Here is a 19,147-nt window from a genome sequence, read left to right on the forward strand (position 1 = left end):
TCTTAAAACCTTGCCTATTATCTTTATAAAATTTTTAAATCTATGGAAGCCTTTTATAGGTTTGCTTATTAAGGTCTCTTACTTCTTTGAGAGGCGATATTCCCAAGGTTTAGGTTAGTCTTTAACCCAGCTGTGGCTTTTTTTATAGAATCTCCTAAAGTATTAGTTAAATTGGCACCAGTAGCTCTAGTAATTCTATTTATAGCTTTACTTAAGTTATCAAAGTCTGGCTTTAGCTTTAAGGTTAGTTCAATTACGCATAAATTTTCCTTTTTAGGTAATATCTTATTAATAATGATATGCAATAAAGGGCTGAAAGATTTTTTTAGTGTTCAAAAAGGACTAAAACAAGCATAAAGGAGAGTAAATGTGGATAGTAACTGCGTCTATAGTGTTTTTATTTTTTCTTATGTTGCTACTTGTGGCCTTTTATGCAGTTAGGTGGTACATAGGGCTTATAATACGTGCGTATAGATTTAGTGCACGCAGTATAGAACTGCTTGAGCAACAAGAAAGGGAGAAGGAAAAACAAAAACAGTCTTTGCATCAAAACGCTAACTAAGCTTATGTGCGGTAGTTTTATATTGTGCTTCCCTTATATTAAAAGGGTAGCGTCCTTGTCGCACCCTTGCTAGTCAAGGCTACTAACCACTTACAAAGCCAACTATATAAATCTAACTATCCACCTTATATATGCCTTTATATGGGTATGTAAAATGCCATTTTTAACGATGTATTTTAAACTACCTATATAATGCATCTTAAAACCTTGCCTATTATCTTTATCAAACTTGTAGCTTTTATATTATTTGTAATCACTTTATGCTATACCCAACTTACATCGAGAGAGAAGGAGGCTATGTAAATCTAAAAAGGGATAAAAGGATAGATAAGTTCACCATCTCACAAGTTACCCACACCTTAGATTCTAGTGGCTGGAGTATGAGTTTAGTTTTAGAGTAAAAGTTATGTAGCGTTTACAAAAGTTAATAAAGTGTAGTATTATCACGCAAGATAAGGAGTTAACTATGCTTTGGATTATTCTTGCTGTTATCATTGCTCTACCTATTATTAGCTTATTTATCCCTGTTTTTGTCTTGTTTTGCAAGCAGGTTAGAAGGCAGCATAAAATTTATAAAAGTCAAAATGAACAATATATGAGTGAAATTAAGAAAAATAATGAAGTCAAACAAGAAAGCATAGAATATAGAAAAAGATTAAGACAAGAAACACAAGAATATAAAATCCAACTAAAAAAGAAAATGGAAAACTCACCTAATAACTCAACGCTCTATAGCATTATGGCGGCATGTGTCCTGTGGTGCATACTATGTGCTATAGGCGCTATAGTATCTTTAATGTTTTTTAATAATTTTTGGACTGTATATCTTTCTTTAAGTTCTGTTGTGCTTTTAGTGATTGCTGTTTTATTGAATAAAAAAATTAAAAAGAAAAGTTGCAATAAAAGTCAGTTAGAAGTTGGTATCTTACCCTCCAACTCCTAGCCCTACCTCAGCAAACTTTTTAGCATACTTTGTCAAAGTCTAAAAACTCTCCTAAAGTCATATCTTTTATATCACTTAAACTAAAATGCAAGGCATAGCCTATAATTTAAATAAAACTAATAACAAATATCTAAAAGGCCTATATTTAAGCCCATCTTTTACCGTGCTTAAAACTTAAAAAAGTTATAAGATAAAATCTCATAAAAACACTAAGGAGTAAAAGATGACTGGAAGCGAGCTAAAAGCCTTTTGCAAAAAGCAAGGACTAACTTATAAAGAGTTAGCTGAGAATATAGGCTATGGTGAAGGTGCTATAAAAGGAGCTATAGCTACTAATAAGGTATCTTCACCAATGGAGTTTGCTATAAGTATGTATCTAAAGATAAAAAAGCTAGAAAGTGAAATTAAGAGCTATCAAGAGTTAAAAAAAGTGCTTAAAGAGATTATAAAAGAAGATTAAAATATGTATTTTAGTTTTAAAAAAAAAGATTATAAAATCTCTCTTTTATCTTAACTTATCAATAGTATTATTATATAATAATATTATAAAAGGTTAAGGATTTAACCTTTTAGTCCAAGATTTGAAAGAGGTGCAAATGGAAACACTACTACTGATAACGGCAATTATCAATCTAGTGGTTGCTTTCTTTTAGCTTTTTAAGAAACTAAAGTAGCTAGGAGGGGAGGGCTTAAAAAGCCCTAGTGTTCCCATAACGCACCATGAGATATATTAACATAAGGAGGCTTAAAATGGACATTATAGAGATAGTGTTAATTATACTTTTAGGTATATGGGTAGCTGTAAATGAGTACAGGCTTAACAAATTAGAAAAAGAAGTAAAAAAGCAAAAGGATAGTTAAATGGAAGCTAAAGATATTAAAGCTTTTTGCAAGAAGAATAATATAAGCTACAAAGACTTAAGCACCTTTATAGGCTTTACTGAGCCAAGCCTAAGGACTATACTTTCAAGCGGTAAGATAAGCCCACAAGTTGAAGCTTCTATAAACCTTCTAAAAGAAAACTATAGGCTAAAAGAGGAGCTTAAAGACTGGCAAACTTTTAAAGAGATGATAAAAAAGATAAGCTAGCCCCATAGTCCCTCGTAATCCACTCTTTACCACTAGTAGGTAATATGCATTCATTAAGTAGTTCCATGTGCTTTATGTTTGCTTTTTCACTCCAGCTACTAGCTTTAGTATCAACTCCTGCGCTTCTTTGCTTTTTTTATTTATATAGCCTACATAGTAGGCTATATCTTTATTGTTTAATTCCTTTAAAACATACACCTTTATATTTTTTACTACTCTTATATATGCCCATTTCCTAGCTCCTTATAAGATTTTACAGTCCATATATAGTCTATTTGAGTGATTATTATAGGTTATTTTAAATGCCTTTGAGATTATTTTTTGATTAATAGACTACTTGAAATATGCATAACTACACCTTACAAGTATTGACTAAACTTCCTAAACTAGGGCTTTAAATGATGTAAAATGATATAAAAGTAGCTAAGAGTGACTAAGTATGGTTTTTAAGATTAGATTAAATTTAAGGGGGATTTTATAGTGGCGGAAAGAGAGGGATTCGAACCCTCGAAGGCTTGCACCTTACACGCGTTCCAGGCGTGCTCCTTCAACCGCTCGGACATCTTCCCACAAGAGAGAGGCTAATGCTAGTGGATTATTGTTAAAAAATAGCTTATAAAAAGACAAAAAAACATCACAAACTAAAATAAATCTTGTAAAATCCGAACTATTATCAGCAAGTATCACATCAACAACTAAAAAGGATTTGGAAAAACGATGTCTAATGTAAAGAAAATACAACTAGCACTAATGGCACTTGTAGCACTTGGTACGACTTTTATGTCAGCAAACGAAAGAGCTATAAGAAGATGTAGCGATGGAATCTGTACTAACTCAAGAGCAGCATATGCACATGATATAGTAACTGCTACTGATAAAACAGGAGTCTTTATAGGTATAGAAACTGGCTTTTCTATAGGTAGATACTATAATACTGGTGGAAGCCATCTAGATGACTCCTTAGGAGAGTTTGTAGGTGCAAAAGGTGGATATAACTTTTTCTTTAATAGGTATATAGGGATTAGAGCTTATGGAAACTACAGTTATGGGCCAATAGCATCCATAAAACTTAGTAGATACCTCCCTGTACCAACTATGCATGAAATGTATTTTAACGTCGATGCTTTACTTGATATTTATAGTGCTAATGACTTAAGTTTTGGAGGATTTGCCGGTCTTGGTGCTGGCTATATGTCAGGTCAAAATGTCTCTGGATTTAACGCAGTAGCAAACGTTGGTATAAGTGCTTTAATAAATATAAGTAATAAATTTGAAATCTTTGCAAGGATACCTATACTAAGAAATGACTATCTAAGTGGTAGCATTGATCCAACTCACTTTGTAGCGCCCACAATAATTGGCAGTTATAGACCTATACATATAGGGGTAAGCTACTCTTACGTATTTTAAGTAGTTTATATATAGCAACAAGCAAGAGTTCTTCTCTATAAAAGCACTTTTGCTTTCTTTTTAATCTTAGTTTTATCTATACATTACTTCCCCTACTCTATTTTTATACTCTTTACTAAATGATCTTAAAGGTTTGGAATCTTTTTTTCATAAGGCAAGGTTTTAAGTAAACTTAACAAAGTAGCAATATCTATAAACCATCATTTAATTAATAGTCATCCTTAAGCTATCAACTACTTAATTTCATACCATCTTATTTGCACTTACCCACTAAAATACCTCTTAAGATAAGGCATTAATACATCTTAATATAACTTGATTCTAAGACACAAAATGAGTGGTAAAACGAAAGTAAAAAATCTTCAAAATAAAAGTAATTTTTATTTGCATTTAAGCTTAAATTTTATTTAGATGATTATTATTATTATTATATTTACACGTAGAAAATCTTTTCTTATGTAATATTTTGCTATATTATAATTACAGGATTAAAATATGAAAAAAACATTCACAGTTGTGCTAGTTGGCCAGCCAAATGTCGGTAAAAGCTCACTGATAAATGCTATAAGTGGCTCCAAGCTCCGGGTTGGAAACTTTAGCGGTGTAACCGTAGAAAAAGCAGAAGCAAAACTCCACTATGAAGACTACATAATAGACATCATAGACCTCCCTGGCACCTATTCGCTAAATGGCTACTCATTAGAAGAAAAAATAGTAAGTGACTTTTTAAAAAATGAACAATATGACATCATCTTAAATGTTTTAGATTCCACAAACCTCGAAAGAAATCTAGTTTTAACCCTGCAGTTAAAAGAACTTAATAAGCCCTTATTCCTAGCTCTTAATATGACAGATGAAGCAGAAAAAGAAAATATAAAAATAAATTATGGTGAGTTAGAATCTAAACTTGGCGTAAAAGCTTGCCCAGTTAGTGCTAAGGGCCTAAATCTTAAGCTACTTTTAAAAGAAGTAGTTGAAATGTATAAGGATTTAGAACAAAAAAGCCCAAGTGCCAAAGAAGCGCCAAAACCAACTATAAAGCCAAGTATCACTAGTTTTAGTAGAACTGCAAAGCTAGAAGAAAGTGCCCCTAACATCTTAGTATCAAGTAATATAAGTGCTTATGCCATCTCAGCAAAAGCACTTGCAAGAGAGTGCCAAACAGTACCGCGGAATAGAGCAAAAAACACCCAAAAGATAGATTCTGTACTTTTGCATAAGCTATGGGGTATACCTATATTTTTAGTTTTAATGCTTATAGTTTTTGAAGTGGCCTTTGAGATAGGAGGCTGGCTACAAGATGTTATACAAGGCTGGATAGACTGGCTAAGTGGACATGTAGGAGTAATAATAACTAATGCCACACTAGCCTCTTTAGTTGGTGATGGTGTCATACAAGGAGTGGGGGTAGTTTTAAGCTTTGTGCCACTAATCGTCATCCTTTACATAGGCATAACCCTCCTTGAAGGTAGCGGTTATATGGCGCGTGTGGCCTTCTTGCTTGATGGCCTCTTTTTTAGATTTGGACTTCATGGTAAAAGCTTTATACCGCTAGTTACTGGCTTTGGTTGTTCAGTGCCTGCTTACATGGCTACAAGGACCTTACAAAACAAAAGAGAAAAAATGATCACGCTTTTTGTTATAGGCTTTATGAGTTGTAGTGCAAGACTGCCCATCTACTCGCTTTTTATAGCGGCCTTTTTTCCTATTAGGTACGCTGGGATCATCCTCTTTTTTATCTACTTTGGAGGGTCTTTTGTAGCCCTACTCTTAGCTAAGCTCTTAAAACTAACCATATTTAGAGGGGATAATGAACCTTTTGTTATGGAGATGCCAAAGTATAGGATGCCGACTTTAAAAGTACTTTGGTTTAGTGTGTGGACTAAGTGCTATATGTATATAAAAAAGGCAGGAACTGTTATCTTACTAGGAGCTATCATAGTTTGGGCTATATCAAACTTCCCAAGAAGCAGCGAAGTAGAACATAAATATGAAAGTCAAATCGCAGCGTTAAAAACTCAAAACGAACAAGCAAAAGCTGCTAATCATCCTTACTTAAAAGATGATGAGTTAGACGCCAAAGTAACTGACTTACAAAACCTTGAAGCAGAAAAACAACTTGACTACAGCATAGCTGGAAGGGTTGGAAACTTTATACAACCTGTATTTGCCCCTATGGACTTTGACTGGCGTTTAACTATATCTTTAATCACAGGCTTTAGTGCAAAAGAGATAGTAGTAAGTACGCTAGGCGTTCTTTATGCCCTAGGTGATAGCGATGATGGTGGTGGCTACAAACTACAACAAGCCTTACAAAAAAGTGTAAGTGTGCCAAGCTCAGTTGCCTTCATACTCTTTATAATGTTTTACATACCTTGCTTTGCTGCAACTATAGCTTTTGCCCAAGAAGCAGGTCGTAGGTGGTATGCCCTCTACTTACTAGTCTTTACTACAGTAGTAGCATATATCTTTGCTTATATAGGCTACCTTATAGCCTCACTCTTTTATCTCCACTAGCATTTATACCCCTTAAAAGATAGGCATAACTTTATGCCTTCCTTGACTAGGGCCCTTCAAATGGGGATATATTTCAAGATATATTGAGATATACTTTTAAAACAGGATAGTTTTTACTACTTAGTAAAACTAAGGCGCCTAAAAACTTTTTTAATAATTTTAAACTTTAAAGAGGAAGCGATGAAACCTTTAAAAAAGATAACTCTTGCAGTACTAGGCATATCTTTACTTAGTACTTCTTTTTTAAGTGCAAAAGATTCTACTAGGATGAGTAATCTTGTCAGTATAGAGTTTGGTACTGGCATAGGCTTTGATTTTAGGAGGGACTTTAGTCCTAATACTTTCTTTATAAGTGGTAATGTAAGGCCAATTGACGCTAACTTTAATAGCTACTCTACTAGGCTTACTCCAGGGATATATATAAGGCCTTGGATAGGGACTATAGTTAGATTTGCCCCTTTTATAAAGTTTGACTACTCTTTTGGGCTTATAAACTATCAGCAAAGAGATAGCATAGTTCAAGCCCAAACAACAATTAATGGGGGCACTACAACTACAACAGTAACTGAAAAACGGGTTAATAACCACGTAAACTATAACCCTAACTCTTCAAACTACGTTCCAAATAATAAAGGTGTTTTAGCAGGAACTGCTGACTATCCTAACATTATGTCTGGTGCTCTTTTAGGCTTTCAGATTCCAGTTATTAACGCAACTGTGTTTGCAGGGGCTAGTTACTCTACTTTTTTTAATACTAATGTATCAAACACATGGGCTATAAACTATGGCTTTAAGATTAATGTAGACTATGGCTATAACTCCAAAAATGAAAAAAGAGATAGATATGGTCTTCGCCGCTCACCAGTAGTGGGTATAGAAGGAAGCTATCAACAACCTTATGTTCAATCAGTAGGTGCAAAAGTACCACTTAATAGAATCCAACTTATACTAGGTATGGAATATTAGAACAAAAAGATCTTAGCTAGCTTTTTAAGTTTTAAAACTAAAGCTTGCTAGGATTTTATCTTTTATAAAATATGTATAAAACTTAACAAACTCCTTTTAAAAATATCAATACCACACTATATAGCCCTTAAATTTGTTAAAATATCTTAACAGTTCTATAAATACACTAGTCTGTTTGGTTTGAAACTAAAGTAGTTTTAGCTTATCTTTAAAGTTTTAAAGCACTTAGAGATAACGCTTTCTTAAACAAACTTTAAAAAACAAAAAAGGATAAAACAGTGATCTTAGATAAAAAAATATCAAAAATAATTATAAGTCTTACTATGCTTAGTGCACTAAGTACTTCAACTTATGCTTCAGATATGTTTCACTTTGAAGCCGGAGCTTCTTTAGGCGTAGATGCTAGGAGGGATAGCAGTCTTCATACAATCTATATAGATAAAAACACTAAGCCAAGTAACGCTAGCTTTGAAGACTACTCAGCAAGGACTAGTATGGGTCTTTACATAAGGCCGTGGATAGGTAAAACCTTCCGCTTTGCACCCTTTGTAAAGTTTGACTACTCAGCCCTCATATATGCAAATCAGCAAGGCGATAATATAATCGGGACAACTAGTAGCACTCAAACAACCATCACCACAAGCAAAAAGCCAAAACTAGACTATAGCTCTAAATTTATAAAGACTGATTATGGAGTAGTAGCAGGCACTATAGACTATATAAACTTGATGTATGGTGGTTTAGTTGGTGTGCATATAGATTCTATATGGACTACATTTTTTATAGGAGCTAGCTACTCTCAATTTTTACAATCAACTATGCATAACACTTGGGCAGCAAACTATGGCTTTAAGATAGACTTGCCAAAATATGGCAGCACTAAAAGCTACTCAACTATAGGTTTAGAAGGCTCTTTTCAAACCCCTTATGTATCCCAGCTTGATGCTAAGGCGCCACTACATAGAGTACAGATAACTTTTGGCATAGCTATATAAGTTATCTTTGCATCAAAATAAGAAAGTGTGATCTTATAAGTTTGATATGACACATTTTTTTTGTTGATAATATGCAAGTTAGGTTAAATTTAAAGATGGTATTTTAGTAAATAAATCCCATTCTTAAGAGTTTGAAGTATAATCAAGATAGCTACAAAGATAGCTACTATCAAAGTTGCTTAGTCTTAAAAAAAGAACCAAAAAGAGGAAAGATGGAAGCCTTAAGCAAAAAGTCTAAAACAAATATAAATCCTAAAAATATAAATATCCTTGCTGGGGCTTTTATAGGTTTTATTTTTAACATCTATTTAAAAAAATCTTTTACAAACCACATTGTTTTTAACAAAAAATCCCCTCTAATGCGCATCAAAAAAGTAGACTTTAAGCATGCTTGATACTATCTATAAACTAGTATTTATACCTACAACTTACAGCAAATGTTTTAAATCATGCAATTTTTAATATCCACAAGGAGTAAATATGGGCAAGAAACAAATAGTAATAAGACCAGAAGAAGAAAAAGACTTTAAAGATGTTTATGAGAAAACCAAAAAAGGTGGAATCTATAGGCTAAAAGAAGAGTTTTATGAAAAAGAGTTTAGAAAGCTTGAGATAGAGTTAGTAAAACTCCAAAGGTGGGTAACTAAGACTGGTCAAAAGATAGCCATCATCATGGAAGGAAGAGATGGGGCCGGGAAAGGTGGTACTATAAAAGCTTTGACTAATCACTTAAATCCAAGAGGATGTAGAGTAGTAGCACTTAATAAACCAACCGATCAAGAAAAAACACAGTGGTATTTTGCAAGGTATATATCACAGCTTCCTAATGGTGGTGAGATAGTCTTTTTTGATAGAAGTTGGTATAACAGAGCAGGCGTTGAAAAAGTCATGGGTTTTTGTACCCAAGCACAGTATAAAGAGTTCATCTTACAAGTGCCTAATGTAGAACAGATGCTAAATGCAAGTGGTACTATGATATTTAAGTATTTTTTAAATGTAAGTCAAGATGAACAAAAACGAAGGATACTAAGACGAAAAGATGACCCACTTAGAATCTGGAAGCTAAGTCCAATAGATGGAGAGTCTTTAAAACTTTGGGATGACTATACAGAAGCTTTTGAAAAGATGTTTTCTAGAACACACACTACACATAGTCCTTGGGTGATAGTTGATTCTACAGATAAAAAAAGAGCTAGGCTTAATATCGCTAGAGATCTACTAAGCCGCATAGACTATGAAGGCAAGGATCAATCAAGTGTATGTCTTTTAGCAGATCCTAACATCACAGGTCTTTATGCACAAAATTTTTGTAGAGTGACAAAAGAAAGAGAAAAGATGATAAAAGAAGAAGAAAAAGAAGAGCATAAGCATCACAATCACCACCATAAAGATCAAGATTCTAAAGTAGATTCTAAAAAAGAAGTAGATACAAAAAAAGATCTAGATTCTAAAAAAAGTATAGAAGTTAGCAAGAAGTGAGAAGCTTTAGTGTTTTAGGTTTTGAAGCTAGCAATATAGTTAGCCTAACTGCTAGCCTAGCTAGCAAGTATCAAGTTAGTTTAAGTGCAAAAAATGAAGATGAGATCTTTGCTAAGGGCAAAGACTTAGAATCTTTTTTCACTGAGCTAAAAACTCTTTTTAATCAAAGAGTGATAGTTGGAAACATCTACAAGGCTTTTTTAGATACTTTAGTATCTAAGAGATTAACTTTAAGCATGGCTGAGAGTTGTACTGGAGGCTTGCTAGCTAGCAAGATAACAGCTATTAGTGGTGCTTCACAAAGCTTTAAAGGAAGTATTACTAGCTATAGTATAGAATCTAAAGTTAATGTACTAAAAGTACCAAAAGACATCATAGATACTTTTGGCGTTTACTCTGAAGAGTGTGTTAAACACATGGCAAGATGTGCTTTAGAGCTTTTTAAAAGCGACATAGCATTAGCAACTAGTGGCATTTGCTCCCCTATAGAAAACCTTCCTTACAACTTAAAACTAGGTAATGTCTTTATAGCCATAGTTTCAAAAGACAAGCTTCCTTTAGTAACTAAAGAAAGCTTTGAAGGCACTAGGATAGAGATGCAAACTAAGGCCTGTAAACAAGCTATCTTAAATGCCTTAAGTTATCTATCTTAAAGATTCTAAGCTTTTAAAATGGCTTAAAAGCTAGGCTTTAAGCCTAAGCCTAGATGCTTACAAAAAGTTAAAGTCTTAGCTTTCTTCTTTATAGTTTTTAAATATATCTTGTGTGATTTTATAACTACAAAATTTTGGTCCGCACATAGAACAAAACTCAGCATCTTTAAACACATCTTGAGGCAAGGCTTCATCGTGATACTCGCGTGCCCTTTCACTATCAAGTGCTAACTCAAACTGTCTATTCCAGTCAAAGCCATATCTTGCATCACTCATTAAATCATCTCTAACACGTGCATTTATACGCCCTCTTGCTATATCTGCGGCGTGTGCTGCTATCTTATAAGCGATTATCCCTTCTCTTACATCTTTTGCATTAGGAAGGCCAAGGTGCTCTTTTGGAGTAACATAACAAAGCATAGCTACGCCCTTCCATGCTGCCACGCACGCACCTATGGCACTTGCTATATGATCATAACCTGCAGCTATGTCAGTTACTAGTGGCCCTAAGACGTAAAATGGCGCATCATTACAAAGCTCTTTTTGAAGCTCGACATTGCGCTCTATTTGATTTAAAGGTACATGCCCTGGTCCTTCTATCATCACTTGCACATCTTTATCATAAGCCCTCTTAGCTAGATCACCTAAAACTTTTAACTCAGCAAACTGTGCTTCATCACTAGCATCAGCTAGACAGCCTGGACGTAAAGAATCTCCTAAAGATAAACTTACATCATACTCTTGGCAGATTTTAAGTATCTCATCAAAGGCTTCATAGAAAGGATTTTGCTTATGATAGTGCATCATCCAAGATGCCATCAAACTTCCGCCACGAGAAACTACGCCCATCTTTCTTTTTGCAACATAAGGCATATGTTCTAATAAAAATCCACAATGTATCGTAAAGTAACTTACTCCTTGTTTTGCCTGTTTTAACAAGCAATCAAGCATAATGTCTATGTCTAATTTCATAACGTCATTTTTAACATCATGCAAGATTTGATACATAGGTACTGTGCCTATAGGAACACAAGAGGCGGCAATGATTGCCTCTCTTATGGAATCTAAATCGCCACCTGTGCTTAAGTCCATAACAGTATCTGCACCGTACTTTATAGATACTTTTAGCTTTTCTACTTCTTCATCTATATCTTCTACTATCTGAGAGCTACCTATGTTTGAGTTAATCTTAGTTTTTAAGGCTATGCCTATACCCATAGGATTTAGGGCCTTGTGGTTAATGTTGGCTGGGATTATAAGTCTGCCACGTGCCACTTCGCTAAGTATAAGTTTAGAATCTAACTCTTCAACGTTGGCCACATACTCCATCTCTGGAGTTATGATGCCCTTTTTAGCGTAATAAAGTTGTGTTCTAATCTTATTGTTTTTATTTTGTTCTATCCATTCATTTCTTGAAACTGACATGTTATTCCTTAAGTAGTTTATAGTTGGACTATCTTTGGTCAATTATATTATGTTTTAGCATTTTTCATAAAAATTAAATGTTACTATTTAGTCAAATCCATCTTTAATGTGTGTATAATTTTGCAACAAGAATATTTATGGGGGTGCTGATGCTGTCTTTGTCTGTTGTGATTCTAGCCGCTGGAAGCTCTAGGCGCTTTGCCTATGGCTCTAAAGTAGATATCAAAAAACAATGGCTTAGAAAGCACGATCTCCCACTCTGGCTGTATAATACTTACAAGATTCAGAAGATTCTTGTTAAGCTATCTAGCAAGATGTTACTAAACTACACTTTGGATGAAGTTATAGTAGTTGGCTCAAAAGAAGATGTTTCTTATATGAAAAAACTAGCTAACTCAGATATCAAAGTTGTAACTGGTGGAACTACTCGTCAAGAAAGCTTACAAAACGCCTTAGATTATACTAACTCAAACTTAGTTTTGGTAAATGATAGTGCTAGATTTAACACATCTACAAAAATAGTAAAAAGGCTCTTAAAGGCCTTAAAACAAACAGCTACAAAAAATGGTGTTTTACTTGAAAACACCTCTAATAAAAATTTTAACAACTCCCCCCTCTTAGAATCATTACCAGCAAGCATAGTACCTTACTTAAATGTAACTGACAGCGTAGTCTTAGATCTAAGTGCTTCAAAGGATCAAAACTTTAACTACTTAGATAGGTCTAAAGTCTACTTAATACAAACCCCACAGCTTTCTCAAACCAAGATCTTAAAAGCAGCTCTTTTAAAAGCTAGGGATGAAAACAAAGAATACAGTGATGAAAGTAGTGCTATTTATGCCTACTTGAAAAACAAAAAAGATAACTATAAAACTCCTTTAGTGTTCATTAAAGGAAGTAAGGCCTTAAAAAAAATAACCTACATAGATGATGTAAAGTTAAAATGGGATAAGTCTAGCATTAGTGCTAGTGGTATAGATATCCACGCCTTTGAGATGGGCAAAAAAATGTATCTTTGTGGAGTACATATAGAATCTAGTTTTGGATTTAAAGCTCATAGTGATGGAGATGTAGGCTTGCACGCCATAATAGATTCCATCCTTGGGTGTATGAACTATGGTGATATAGGAGAACTCTTCCCAGATACAAATGCACTTTATAAAGATGCGGATTCTAAAGTGCTTTTACAAAATGTTTACAACTACGCAAAAAGCGTAGGCTTTAAGCTCATCTCCTTAGACTTAACCTTACTTGCTGAAGTCCCAAAGATAAACCCTTATAAGACACAGATGCAAGAAAGTTTAAGCAAGATTTTAGGAGTGAGTAAGGACAAAATTAGTATTAAAGCAACTACTACTGAAAAACTAGGTTTCATAGGCAAAAAAGAAGGAATCTTAGCCCAAGCAGTAGTTAATATGAAAAAAATATCATTAAAAATGTTAAAGAAATAGGAAGGAATATAGCCATGAAAGTTTTGATTTTAGAAAATGAAACATACCTTGCCCAAAGCATTTCTAGTAAACTAGGTGATAATGGACATTCATGTACCATAGTTTCAAGCGTAGAAGAAGCACTTAACAAACCTAGCAACTTTGATGCCCTCTTGCTTTCAACAAGCGTAGCAGGCTCACAGTGTAAAGATATCATCTTAAAGTTTAGAGACAGTATCATCATACTGCTAGCCTCTTATGTTAGTGATGATACTGTTATGCGTCCTTTGCTTTTAGGCGCAAAAGATTACATCATAAAACCTTTTATCATGGATGAAGTGATAAGAAAGATAGAACACTATAAAGAGTGTGAAGATTTAAAGACTAAGATTAGATTCCTAAGAAGCTACTTTGCTTTTATAGAAAATGAGCTTCAAGTCCCAAATCTCCCACAGTATGCTCCACCTATACTGATAAAAGCCAACTCTCAAAGAAGTGCAGATATCTATGCTATGAAATATGCTAGAGAAAAGCAAACTTTTTTTAAGTTCTTAAATCTTAAAAGCATAGACTGGAATGAGTACAACTTTGATGATAATGAAATCTATTATATAACTAACTTTGAGTATTTAAAAAAGCAAGAGAAAAAAGACTTCTTAGACTTTGCTTTAAAAAAGAAGTTTATAATCTCTATGATTTCTGATGATAAGGTCATATTCCCTCAAATTGTCGACATAACAAGCATGGCTAACAACCTTGAAATAGGCAGCGAGATACTAAGCGTAAAAGACTATGAACGTATAGTGATATCAAAGTTTGAAGGACGCTATCCTGATGTAGAGCTTGCTAAAAAACTTGGTATGAGTAGAAAAAGTCTTTGGGAAAAACGTAAAAAATACGGAATCTTGAAAAAGAAGAATTAAAAGGAGAAGTTAGACTATGAGAAAACAGATTTACATAGACAAGGAGGCCTTAGCAGTGCTTTCACTTGCTAAGGCAGAACTTTTAAGCCCTGTCACTAGGCTTATGAACAAAGAAGAGATGGAGCAAGTAAATCGCGATTCCATGTATGAAGGTAAAAGTTTCCCTTGTCCCTTGCTTTTAAATCCAAGCGGTAAGCGCAACAAAGAAGTCTTAAAGTCTTTAAAGAAACATGAGCTTATAGATCTAGTAACTGAAGGTGAAGTAGTTGGCGAGCTAAAAGTAGATTCTACATTTAACATAGACTTAGATGTTAGGATAAGAAAACTTACTGGTGGAGACTTTAGCGCACACGACCTACCTTCCCTAACAGCACGTATGGGAGATATAGCTATAAGTGGGGAGTATAAACTAAAAGAAAATCCTCAGCTTGACTACTTCAAAAAACTTCACAGCACCATAACTTCTCTTAATGCAAAAAATATCACCGGTTTTTTTATAAGGGCTGAACCACTTCATAGAGTGCATGAAAAGATACTTCGCGAAGCCTTGATGAATACTGATATATTAGTTATCTTCTTGCTTAAGCCTTATAAAAAAAGTTTTATAGACTATGATTTAAGGCTTAGATGTGTGGAGTTTTTTATAGATGGCTACTTGCAAAAAGAAAGAGTAGTTGTTATACCAATTGATGATACTTACCTTTATGCTGGGCAAAACAAGATGGCACTAAATGCCATAGTAGCTAAAAACTACGGCTGTACTAAGATAATAACTGGTGAACATAACCCTGGACTTGGTGTGTACTATAAAGATAGGCAAATCCACTCCATACTTGATGAGCTAAAAGGCATAGATATAGATTTTGAGATAATCTCAGAGTTTGTATATTGCGATACTTGTAGAACTATAGTTTCTACTAAAGTTTGCCCTCACGGCCACCACCACCACATAAGCTATAACTCAGAATCTTTTATAGAATTTTTCAAGCTTGGACTTTTACCACCAGCTATGTTTGTAAGACAACAGATTTCTGCGATTATGCTTTCTCATATCTTCCCTAATAGATTTAAGAAACTAAATAGATTTTATTACGACATGATGACTTCAAAAGGTATAGTACAAGAAGCTCCAGAAGAAGAGTTTTACTTAAAGCTTATGCAACTATATCAAACTACATCTCTTACTTAAGCTTTTTAGTTTTGATTAATATAGCCACACTTTTTGGAATCTATAGGCTTGGGACTTTTGGCACTTTGCTTTGTTATATCTTTAGTTTAATAACTGGCTTTTTAGTTTATACCTACTTCAAAGAAAGTATATTTATAGCCTCTCTTGTTCTAGCAGCTCTTTGTTTTAGAGTAGTAAAAACAGATAACTCCTTAAAAGAAAAAGTACTTTTACAAAAAACAGCAGGCATATGGCTAGGCTTTTCATTTCTTGTCATGATTAACCCACTTAGTCTAATACTATGTTTTATAATCTTTATCATACTTGAGCGTTTTAGGTTTTCATTTATGAAAAAACTAATAGCTACTAATAAGAGTTATGCCCTAATCTTAGTCACACTTTTAAATGGCGTCATAAGTGGGTTTTTTACCGTAGTTATCTATAAGTTTTTACTTGAAAAAAGTGAGTTTTTAAATAGTTTAGGCCTAAGGATAGAACATCTTTTATAAGATATAAAAACTATTTATAGAATCTTTTAAAGATTCTATAAAACTAGATTCTAAAACTAGCTTACTAGCTTAGCTTTTATATCAAGTAGGCGTTTTTTAAACTTAGCCCTTTCAGCTAGGGCTTGCTCAAGGCTCACTTCTATGAAATATATCTTTTCAGCAGGCCTTAGCTGCCCAAGCTTTGATAGATCAGTAGAGATGATGGTTGCAAGGCAAGCATAGCCTCCACCAGATACAGCATCACTACAAAGGGCTATAGGCTGATTACCACCTGGAACTTGGATAGATCCTATAGGATAAGGCGCATCGACTATATTTGAAGGGTCACTTCCTGCACCAAAAGGAGGCTTTCTTTCTTTAAACTTTAAAGCCCTCCCACCTTTAAATCTATACCCTACCCTATCAGATTCTTGACTTACTTCCCACTCATCTTCTAAAAAGCTTTTTATAGAGCTTTCTTCTAATAAGTGAGCATAGATTCCTATAGTTATCTTTAACTCTTTTATAGGTTCAAGTTTTAGGTCAACTGACCTTAATTTATAAGGATGTGGGGGAAAAGTTTTTATCTCATCACCATCTTCAAGCTTTCTCCCCTTAAATCCTCCTATCTTTCCTAAAAGATAAGTAGATCTAGAGCCAAGTATCACTGGCACATCTATGCCCCCACTTATAGCTAGGTAAGATCTAAGGCCTATGGTTGCAAACTTAGTACTAAAGATATCACCCTTTTTAACTTCTATAGATGTGTTAAGTGGTCTTTCTTCACCATTAACTAAAGGCATCATATTAGAACCACAAAGTGCGATACTTGTATCTTCCATAAACTCTATAGTAGCCCCTAAGAAAGTAAACTCTAAGACTGCAGCATTTTCATCATTACCAACTAATAAGTTTGCTACTTTATAAGCTAGCTTATCTAAAGCCCCACTAGGTGGGATTCCAGCTTCATAAGTGCCATCTCTTCCATAGTCTTGCACACTAGTAGCAATGCCAGCTTTTAAGATCTTAATCATGCAAAACCTCCATTATCTTTTTGTTATACCCAAGCATATCTTTTTGAAAAGCTTCAAAGTTAAACTTAACTGGCTTTATATTTGGTTTAAATCTTCCTTGCTTTATCTCTTCACTTATGCGCGCATACTCTGCTTCATCTATAACTCTAAACTTAACTATATCCCCTGGCTTATGAAAGATTAACTCGCCATCAAAGTAGGTTACATCAAGATTAGAATTAAAAATATACATAGGAGAGATTCCAAGTTGTTGATAGCCTCCACCTCCTCTAACTGAGTAAGTAACCGCAAAGCAGCCTGCATGTCCTATAGTGTGTTGTAAGGTATCAGTTCTTGGACTTAGATATTTTGGAGCTTCTATCTGATCTTTTTTATCTACCATCTGATAAAACCAAGGAAGGCCTGCCACAAAGCCTACCATAGTTACCATCCATGGATTAGCGCTATGTTTTTCTATAAGACTTTCTACTGAAGGTAAGTTATTAATCTTTGCGGTGTATTCAATATCAGTTAGACTTGGGTCTTGATGTCTATCCCTAAAACGCATAACTATCTCTTTAGTATAAGGGTCATTATAAAAAACTGGCACTTCTATGATCCTAGTATCAAGATTTATAGAATCTAGTTTTAAGTCTCTTTCATAGTCTTTTAAAATCTTAAGTAATCTTCTACCATCAAGCAAATCTGGGTTATATCTTACTTGATAGCTAGCATTAGCTGGGCATATATCAATTATGCCTGGTAGTTTTAGAGCCTTAAGCTTATTAGTTATCTCTAGTGCTTTAAAAAAAGCCTCTAAACTCATATCCTCTTGTATCTCTACAAAGATAAACTCATCACCCGCTAAGCTATATCTAAATCCCATAGCTTCACTCCTCTACCCTAAAAAGAACACTTCCTGCCTCTACTACTGCTTCACTTTGAGCTAAGACTTCTACTATCTTTCCACTACACTCTGCTTTTATCTCTATAAAGGTTTTCATAACTTCTACTAAAGCTACTACTGTATCTGGAGTAACGACACTCCCTACACTTACAAACTCTGCTTCAGTAGGTGAAGGCTTTCTATAAAATGTTCCTGGTATTGGGCTAATTATCTCTAGCATGTTGCTCTCCTTATAGTTATATTATTATCATCTAAAGCTTCTTTAACAGCTTTTATTAGACTTAGGCAACCTATAGTGTCGCTATGTATGCACATAGTTTCAAAGTCTATATCTATCTCTTTGCCAGTGACTGATTTTATGCACCCCTTTTTTAAGGCTAGCTCTACTTTATCTTTGACTTCGCTAGGCGTGTAAGCCCTAGCCTTACGCACTAAAACAAAATTACCATCATCATCATAGTCCCTATCAACTAAAAGCTCTTTAATGTAAGGATGTTTAGCTTCAGTAGCTGCTTTTTGTAAGTAGCAGTTTTTGGAGCTAAAGCCTATGATAGGAAGTGTGGCATTTTGTTTTTGCAAGGCTTCAACTAGTGCATAAGCAAAGCCTTCATCAAGCACTGAGTGAAGATAAAGTGCGCCATGAAGTTTTACATGGCTTAAAGTTTCTCCATGAAGACTAGCCATTTCTTTCAAAGCCCCTAGTTGATAAAGGACGTCATTAACTAAAGTTTTTGGCTCTTCTTTTATGAGCCTTCTTCCAAATCCAACTAAGTCTCTAAACCCAGGATGTGCACCTATACCAACGTTATTAGCCTTAGCGCTAAGTACAGTTTGTTCCATGATGTTTGGATCGCCTGCGTGGAATCCACAAGCGATATTTGCACTGCTGATATACTTTACTATCTCGCTATCTACTCCATCTCCTATAACCCACGCGCCAAAGTTCTCGCCCATATCGCTATTAAAATCTATGAAAGTTTTCACTCTAATATCTCCTTTTTTTGCATTTATAAAGGCATAAGACTGCTTTTAGCCTTGAGTACAAGATAGCAAGTTTAAGGTGATAGATTAAGCATTTCACTTTTTAAAATACAGGCTTTTTATATAAAATCCTACAAAAGGTAACATAATTTCAAGAAAGATTATTTATTTTGTAAATCTTTCCCATTTTTCATATTT

General features: G+C 34.3%; 20 protein-coding genes and 1 tRNA gene. 14 read left to right on the forward strand and 7 right to left on the reverse strand.

The window, feature by feature from the left end; genetic code table 11:
• Nucleotides 1-68: 68 nt before the first annotated feature.
• The gene (locus BKH43_RS04630; protein ID WP_095229066.1) at nt 69-305 is read right to left on the reverse strand and encodes a hypothetical protein; all 237 of its coding nucleotides are present in this window, start codon (nt 303-305) and stop codon (nt 69-71) included.
• Nucleotides 306-367: 62 nt separating this feature from the next.
• Between BKH43_RS04630 and BKH43_RS04635 the strand changes: the two genes are divergently transcribed.
• The 4 genes from BKH43_RS04635 to BKH43_RS04650 all read left to right on the forward strand — a co-directional run bounded on the left by BKH43_RS04635 (nt 368) and on the right by BKH43_RS04650 (nt 2,594).
• Entirely contained in the window at nt 368-562 is a 195-nt protein-coding gene (locus BKH43_RS04635) for a hypothetical protein (protein WP_095229068.1), read from the forward strand.
• Nucleotides 563-1,028: 466 nt separating this feature from the next.
• Nucleotides 1,029-1,505, forward strand: a complete 477-nt coding sequence (locus BKH43_RS04640) for a hypothetical protein (protein WP_095229070.1) — start codon at nt 1,029-1,031, stop codon at nt 1,503-1,505.
• A gap of 223 nt (nt 1,506-1,728) precedes the next feature.
• On the forward strand, nt 1,729-1,965 hold the full coding sequence (locus BKH43_RS04645) for a transcriptional regulator (protein ID WP_095229072.1): 237 nt from the start codon (nt 1,729-1,731) through the stop codon (nt 1,963-1,965).
• Between the two features lie 401 nt (nt 1,966-2,366).
• A complete protein-coding gene (locus BKH43_RS04650; protein ID WP_095229074.1) occupies nt 2,367-2,594 on the forward strand; it encodes a transcriptional regulator in 228 nt (75 codons plus the stop codon).
• Nucleotides 2,595-3,075: 481 nt separating this feature from the next.
• Here BKH43_RS04650 and BKH43_RS04655 read toward each other — a convergent pair.
• Nucleotides 3,076-3,163 (reverse strand) — tRNA-Ser (locus BKH43_RS04655).
• Between the two features lie 148 nt (nt 3,164-3,311).
• Here BKH43_RS04655 and BKH43_RS04660 point away from each other — a divergent pair.
• The 6 genes from BKH43_RS04660 to BKH43_RS04690 all read left to right on the forward strand — a co-directional run bounded on the left by BKH43_RS04660 (nt 3,312) and on the right by BKH43_RS04690 (nt 10,614).
• Nucleotides 3,312-4,004, forward strand: coding sequence for an outer membrane beta-barrel protein (locus tag BKH43_RS04660; RefSeq protein ID WP_095229076.1), 693 nt, complete (start codon nt 3,312-3,314; stop codon nt 4,002-4,004).
• Nucleotides 4,005-4,499: 495 nt separating this feature from the next.
• A complete protein-coding gene (gene feoB, locus BKH43_RS04665) occupies nt 4,500-6,521 on the forward strand; it encodes a ferrous iron transport protein B (protein ID WP_095229078.1) in 2,022 nt (673 codons plus the stop codon).
• Nucleotides 6,522-6,701: 180 nt separating this feature from the next.
• Complete coding sequence (locus BKH43_RS04670) at nt 6,702-7,487, forward strand: hypothetical protein (RefSeq protein ID WP_095229080.1); 786 nt, start codon at nt 6,702-6,704, stop codon at nt 7,485-7,487.
• Nucleotides 7,488-7,765: 278 nt separating this feature from the next.
• A complete protein-coding gene (locus BKH43_RS04675) occupies nt 7,766-8,482 on the forward strand; it encodes a hypothetical protein (RefSeq protein WP_095229082.1) in 717 nt (238 codons plus the stop codon).
• Between the two features lie 480 nt (nt 8,483-8,962).
• Nucleotides 8,963-9,961, forward strand: coding sequence for a polyphosphate kinase 2 (gene ppk2, locus BKH43_RS04685; protein ID WP_095229086.1), 999 nt, complete (start codon nt 8,963-8,965; stop codon nt 9,959-9,961).
• Entirely contained in the window at nt 9,958-10,614 is a 657-nt protein-coding gene (locus BKH43_RS04690; RefSeq protein WP_095229088.1) for a CinA family protein, read from the forward strand. Before ppk2 ends, BKH43_RS04690 begins: the two co-directional genes overlap by 4 nt.
• A gap of 75 nt (nt 10,615-10,689) precedes the next feature.
• On the opposite strand, the gene thiC is transcribed toward BKH43_RS04690, so the two are convergent.
• The gene (gene thiC, locus BKH43_RS04695; protein WP_095229090.1) at nt 10,690-12,039 is read right to left on the reverse strand and encodes a phosphomethylpyrimidine synthase ThiC; all 1,350 of its coding nucleotides are present in this window, start codon (nt 12,037-12,039) and stop codon (nt 10,690-10,692) included.
• Nucleotides 12,040-12,188: 149 nt separating this feature from the next.
• Here thiC and ispF point away from each other — a divergent pair, with 149 nt between their 5' ends.
• The 4 genes from ispF to BKH43_RS04715 are packed head-to-tail and all read left to right on the forward strand — an operon-like array spanning nt 12,189 to nt 16,069.
• Nucleotides 12,189-13,490: a 2-C-methyl-D-erythritol 2,4-cyclodiphosphate synthase gene (gene ispF, locus BKH43_RS04700; RefSeq protein ID WP_172402316.1), complete on the forward strand. Its 1,302-nt coding sequence runs from the start codon at nt 12,189-12,191 to the stop codon at nt 13,488-13,490.
• 14 nt (nt 13,491-13,504) lie between these two features.
• Nucleotides 13,505-14,392 (forward strand): hypothetical protein, encoded by an 888-nt coding sequence (locus BKH43_RS04705; protein ID WP_095229094.1) that lies wholly within the window; start codon nt 13,505-13,507, stop codon nt 14,390-14,392.
• Between the two features lie 16 nt (nt 14,393-14,408).
• Nucleotides 14,409-15,581, forward strand: a complete 1,173-nt coding sequence (locus BKH43_RS04710; RefSeq protein WP_095229096.1) for a sulfate adenylyltransferase — start codon at nt 14,409-14,411, stop codon at nt 15,579-15,581.
• A gap of 11 nt (nt 15,582-15,592) precedes the next feature.
• On the forward strand, nt 15,593-16,069 hold the full coding sequence (locus BKH43_RS04715; protein WP_095229098.1) for a hypothetical protein: 477 nt from the start codon (nt 15,593-15,595) through the stop codon (nt 16,067-16,069).
• A 56-nt stretch (nt 16,070-16,125) separates the two neighbouring features.
• Here the strand turns inward: BKH43_RS04715 and BKH43_RS04720 are convergent, their stop codons facing one another.
• The 4 genes from BKH43_RS04720 to BKH43_RS04735 are packed head-to-tail and all read right to left on the reverse strand — an operon-like array spanning nt 16,126 to nt 18,952.
• On the reverse strand, nt 16,126-17,082 hold the full coding sequence (locus BKH43_RS04720) for a biotin-dependent carboxyltransferase family protein (protein WP_095229100.1): 957 nt from the start codon (nt 17,080-17,082) through the stop codon (nt 16,126-16,128).
• Nucleotides 17,075-17,947, reverse strand: coding sequence for a carboxyltransferase domain-containing protein (locus BKH43_RS04725; protein ID WP_095229102.1), 873 nt, complete (start codon nt 17,945-17,947; stop codon nt 17,075-17,077). Before BKH43_RS04725 ends, BKH43_RS04720 begins: the two co-directional genes overlap by 8 nt.
• Before the next feature lie 4 nt (nt 17,948-17,951).
• Complete coding sequence (locus BKH43_RS04730; RefSeq protein ID WP_095229104.1) at nt 17,952-18,188, reverse strand: acetyl-CoA carboxylase; 237 nt, start codon at nt 18,186-18,188, stop codon at nt 17,952-17,954.
• Nucleotides 18,182-18,952: a 5-oxoprolinase subunit PxpA gene (locus tag BKH43_RS04735; protein WP_095229106.1), complete on the reverse strand. Its 771-nt coding sequence runs from the start codon at nt 18,950-18,952 to the stop codon at nt 18,182-18,184. The genes BKH43_RS04730 and BKH43_RS04735 overlap by 7 nt, the downstream gene beginning before the upstream one ends.
• Nucleotides 18,953-19,147 lie beyond the last annotated feature (195 nt).

Origin of the sequence: Helicobacter sp. 13S00401-1 (assembly GCF_002272925.1) — a bacterium.
GTDB lineage: Bacteria > Campylobacterota > Campylobacteria > Campylobacterales > Helicobacteraceae > Helicobacter_I.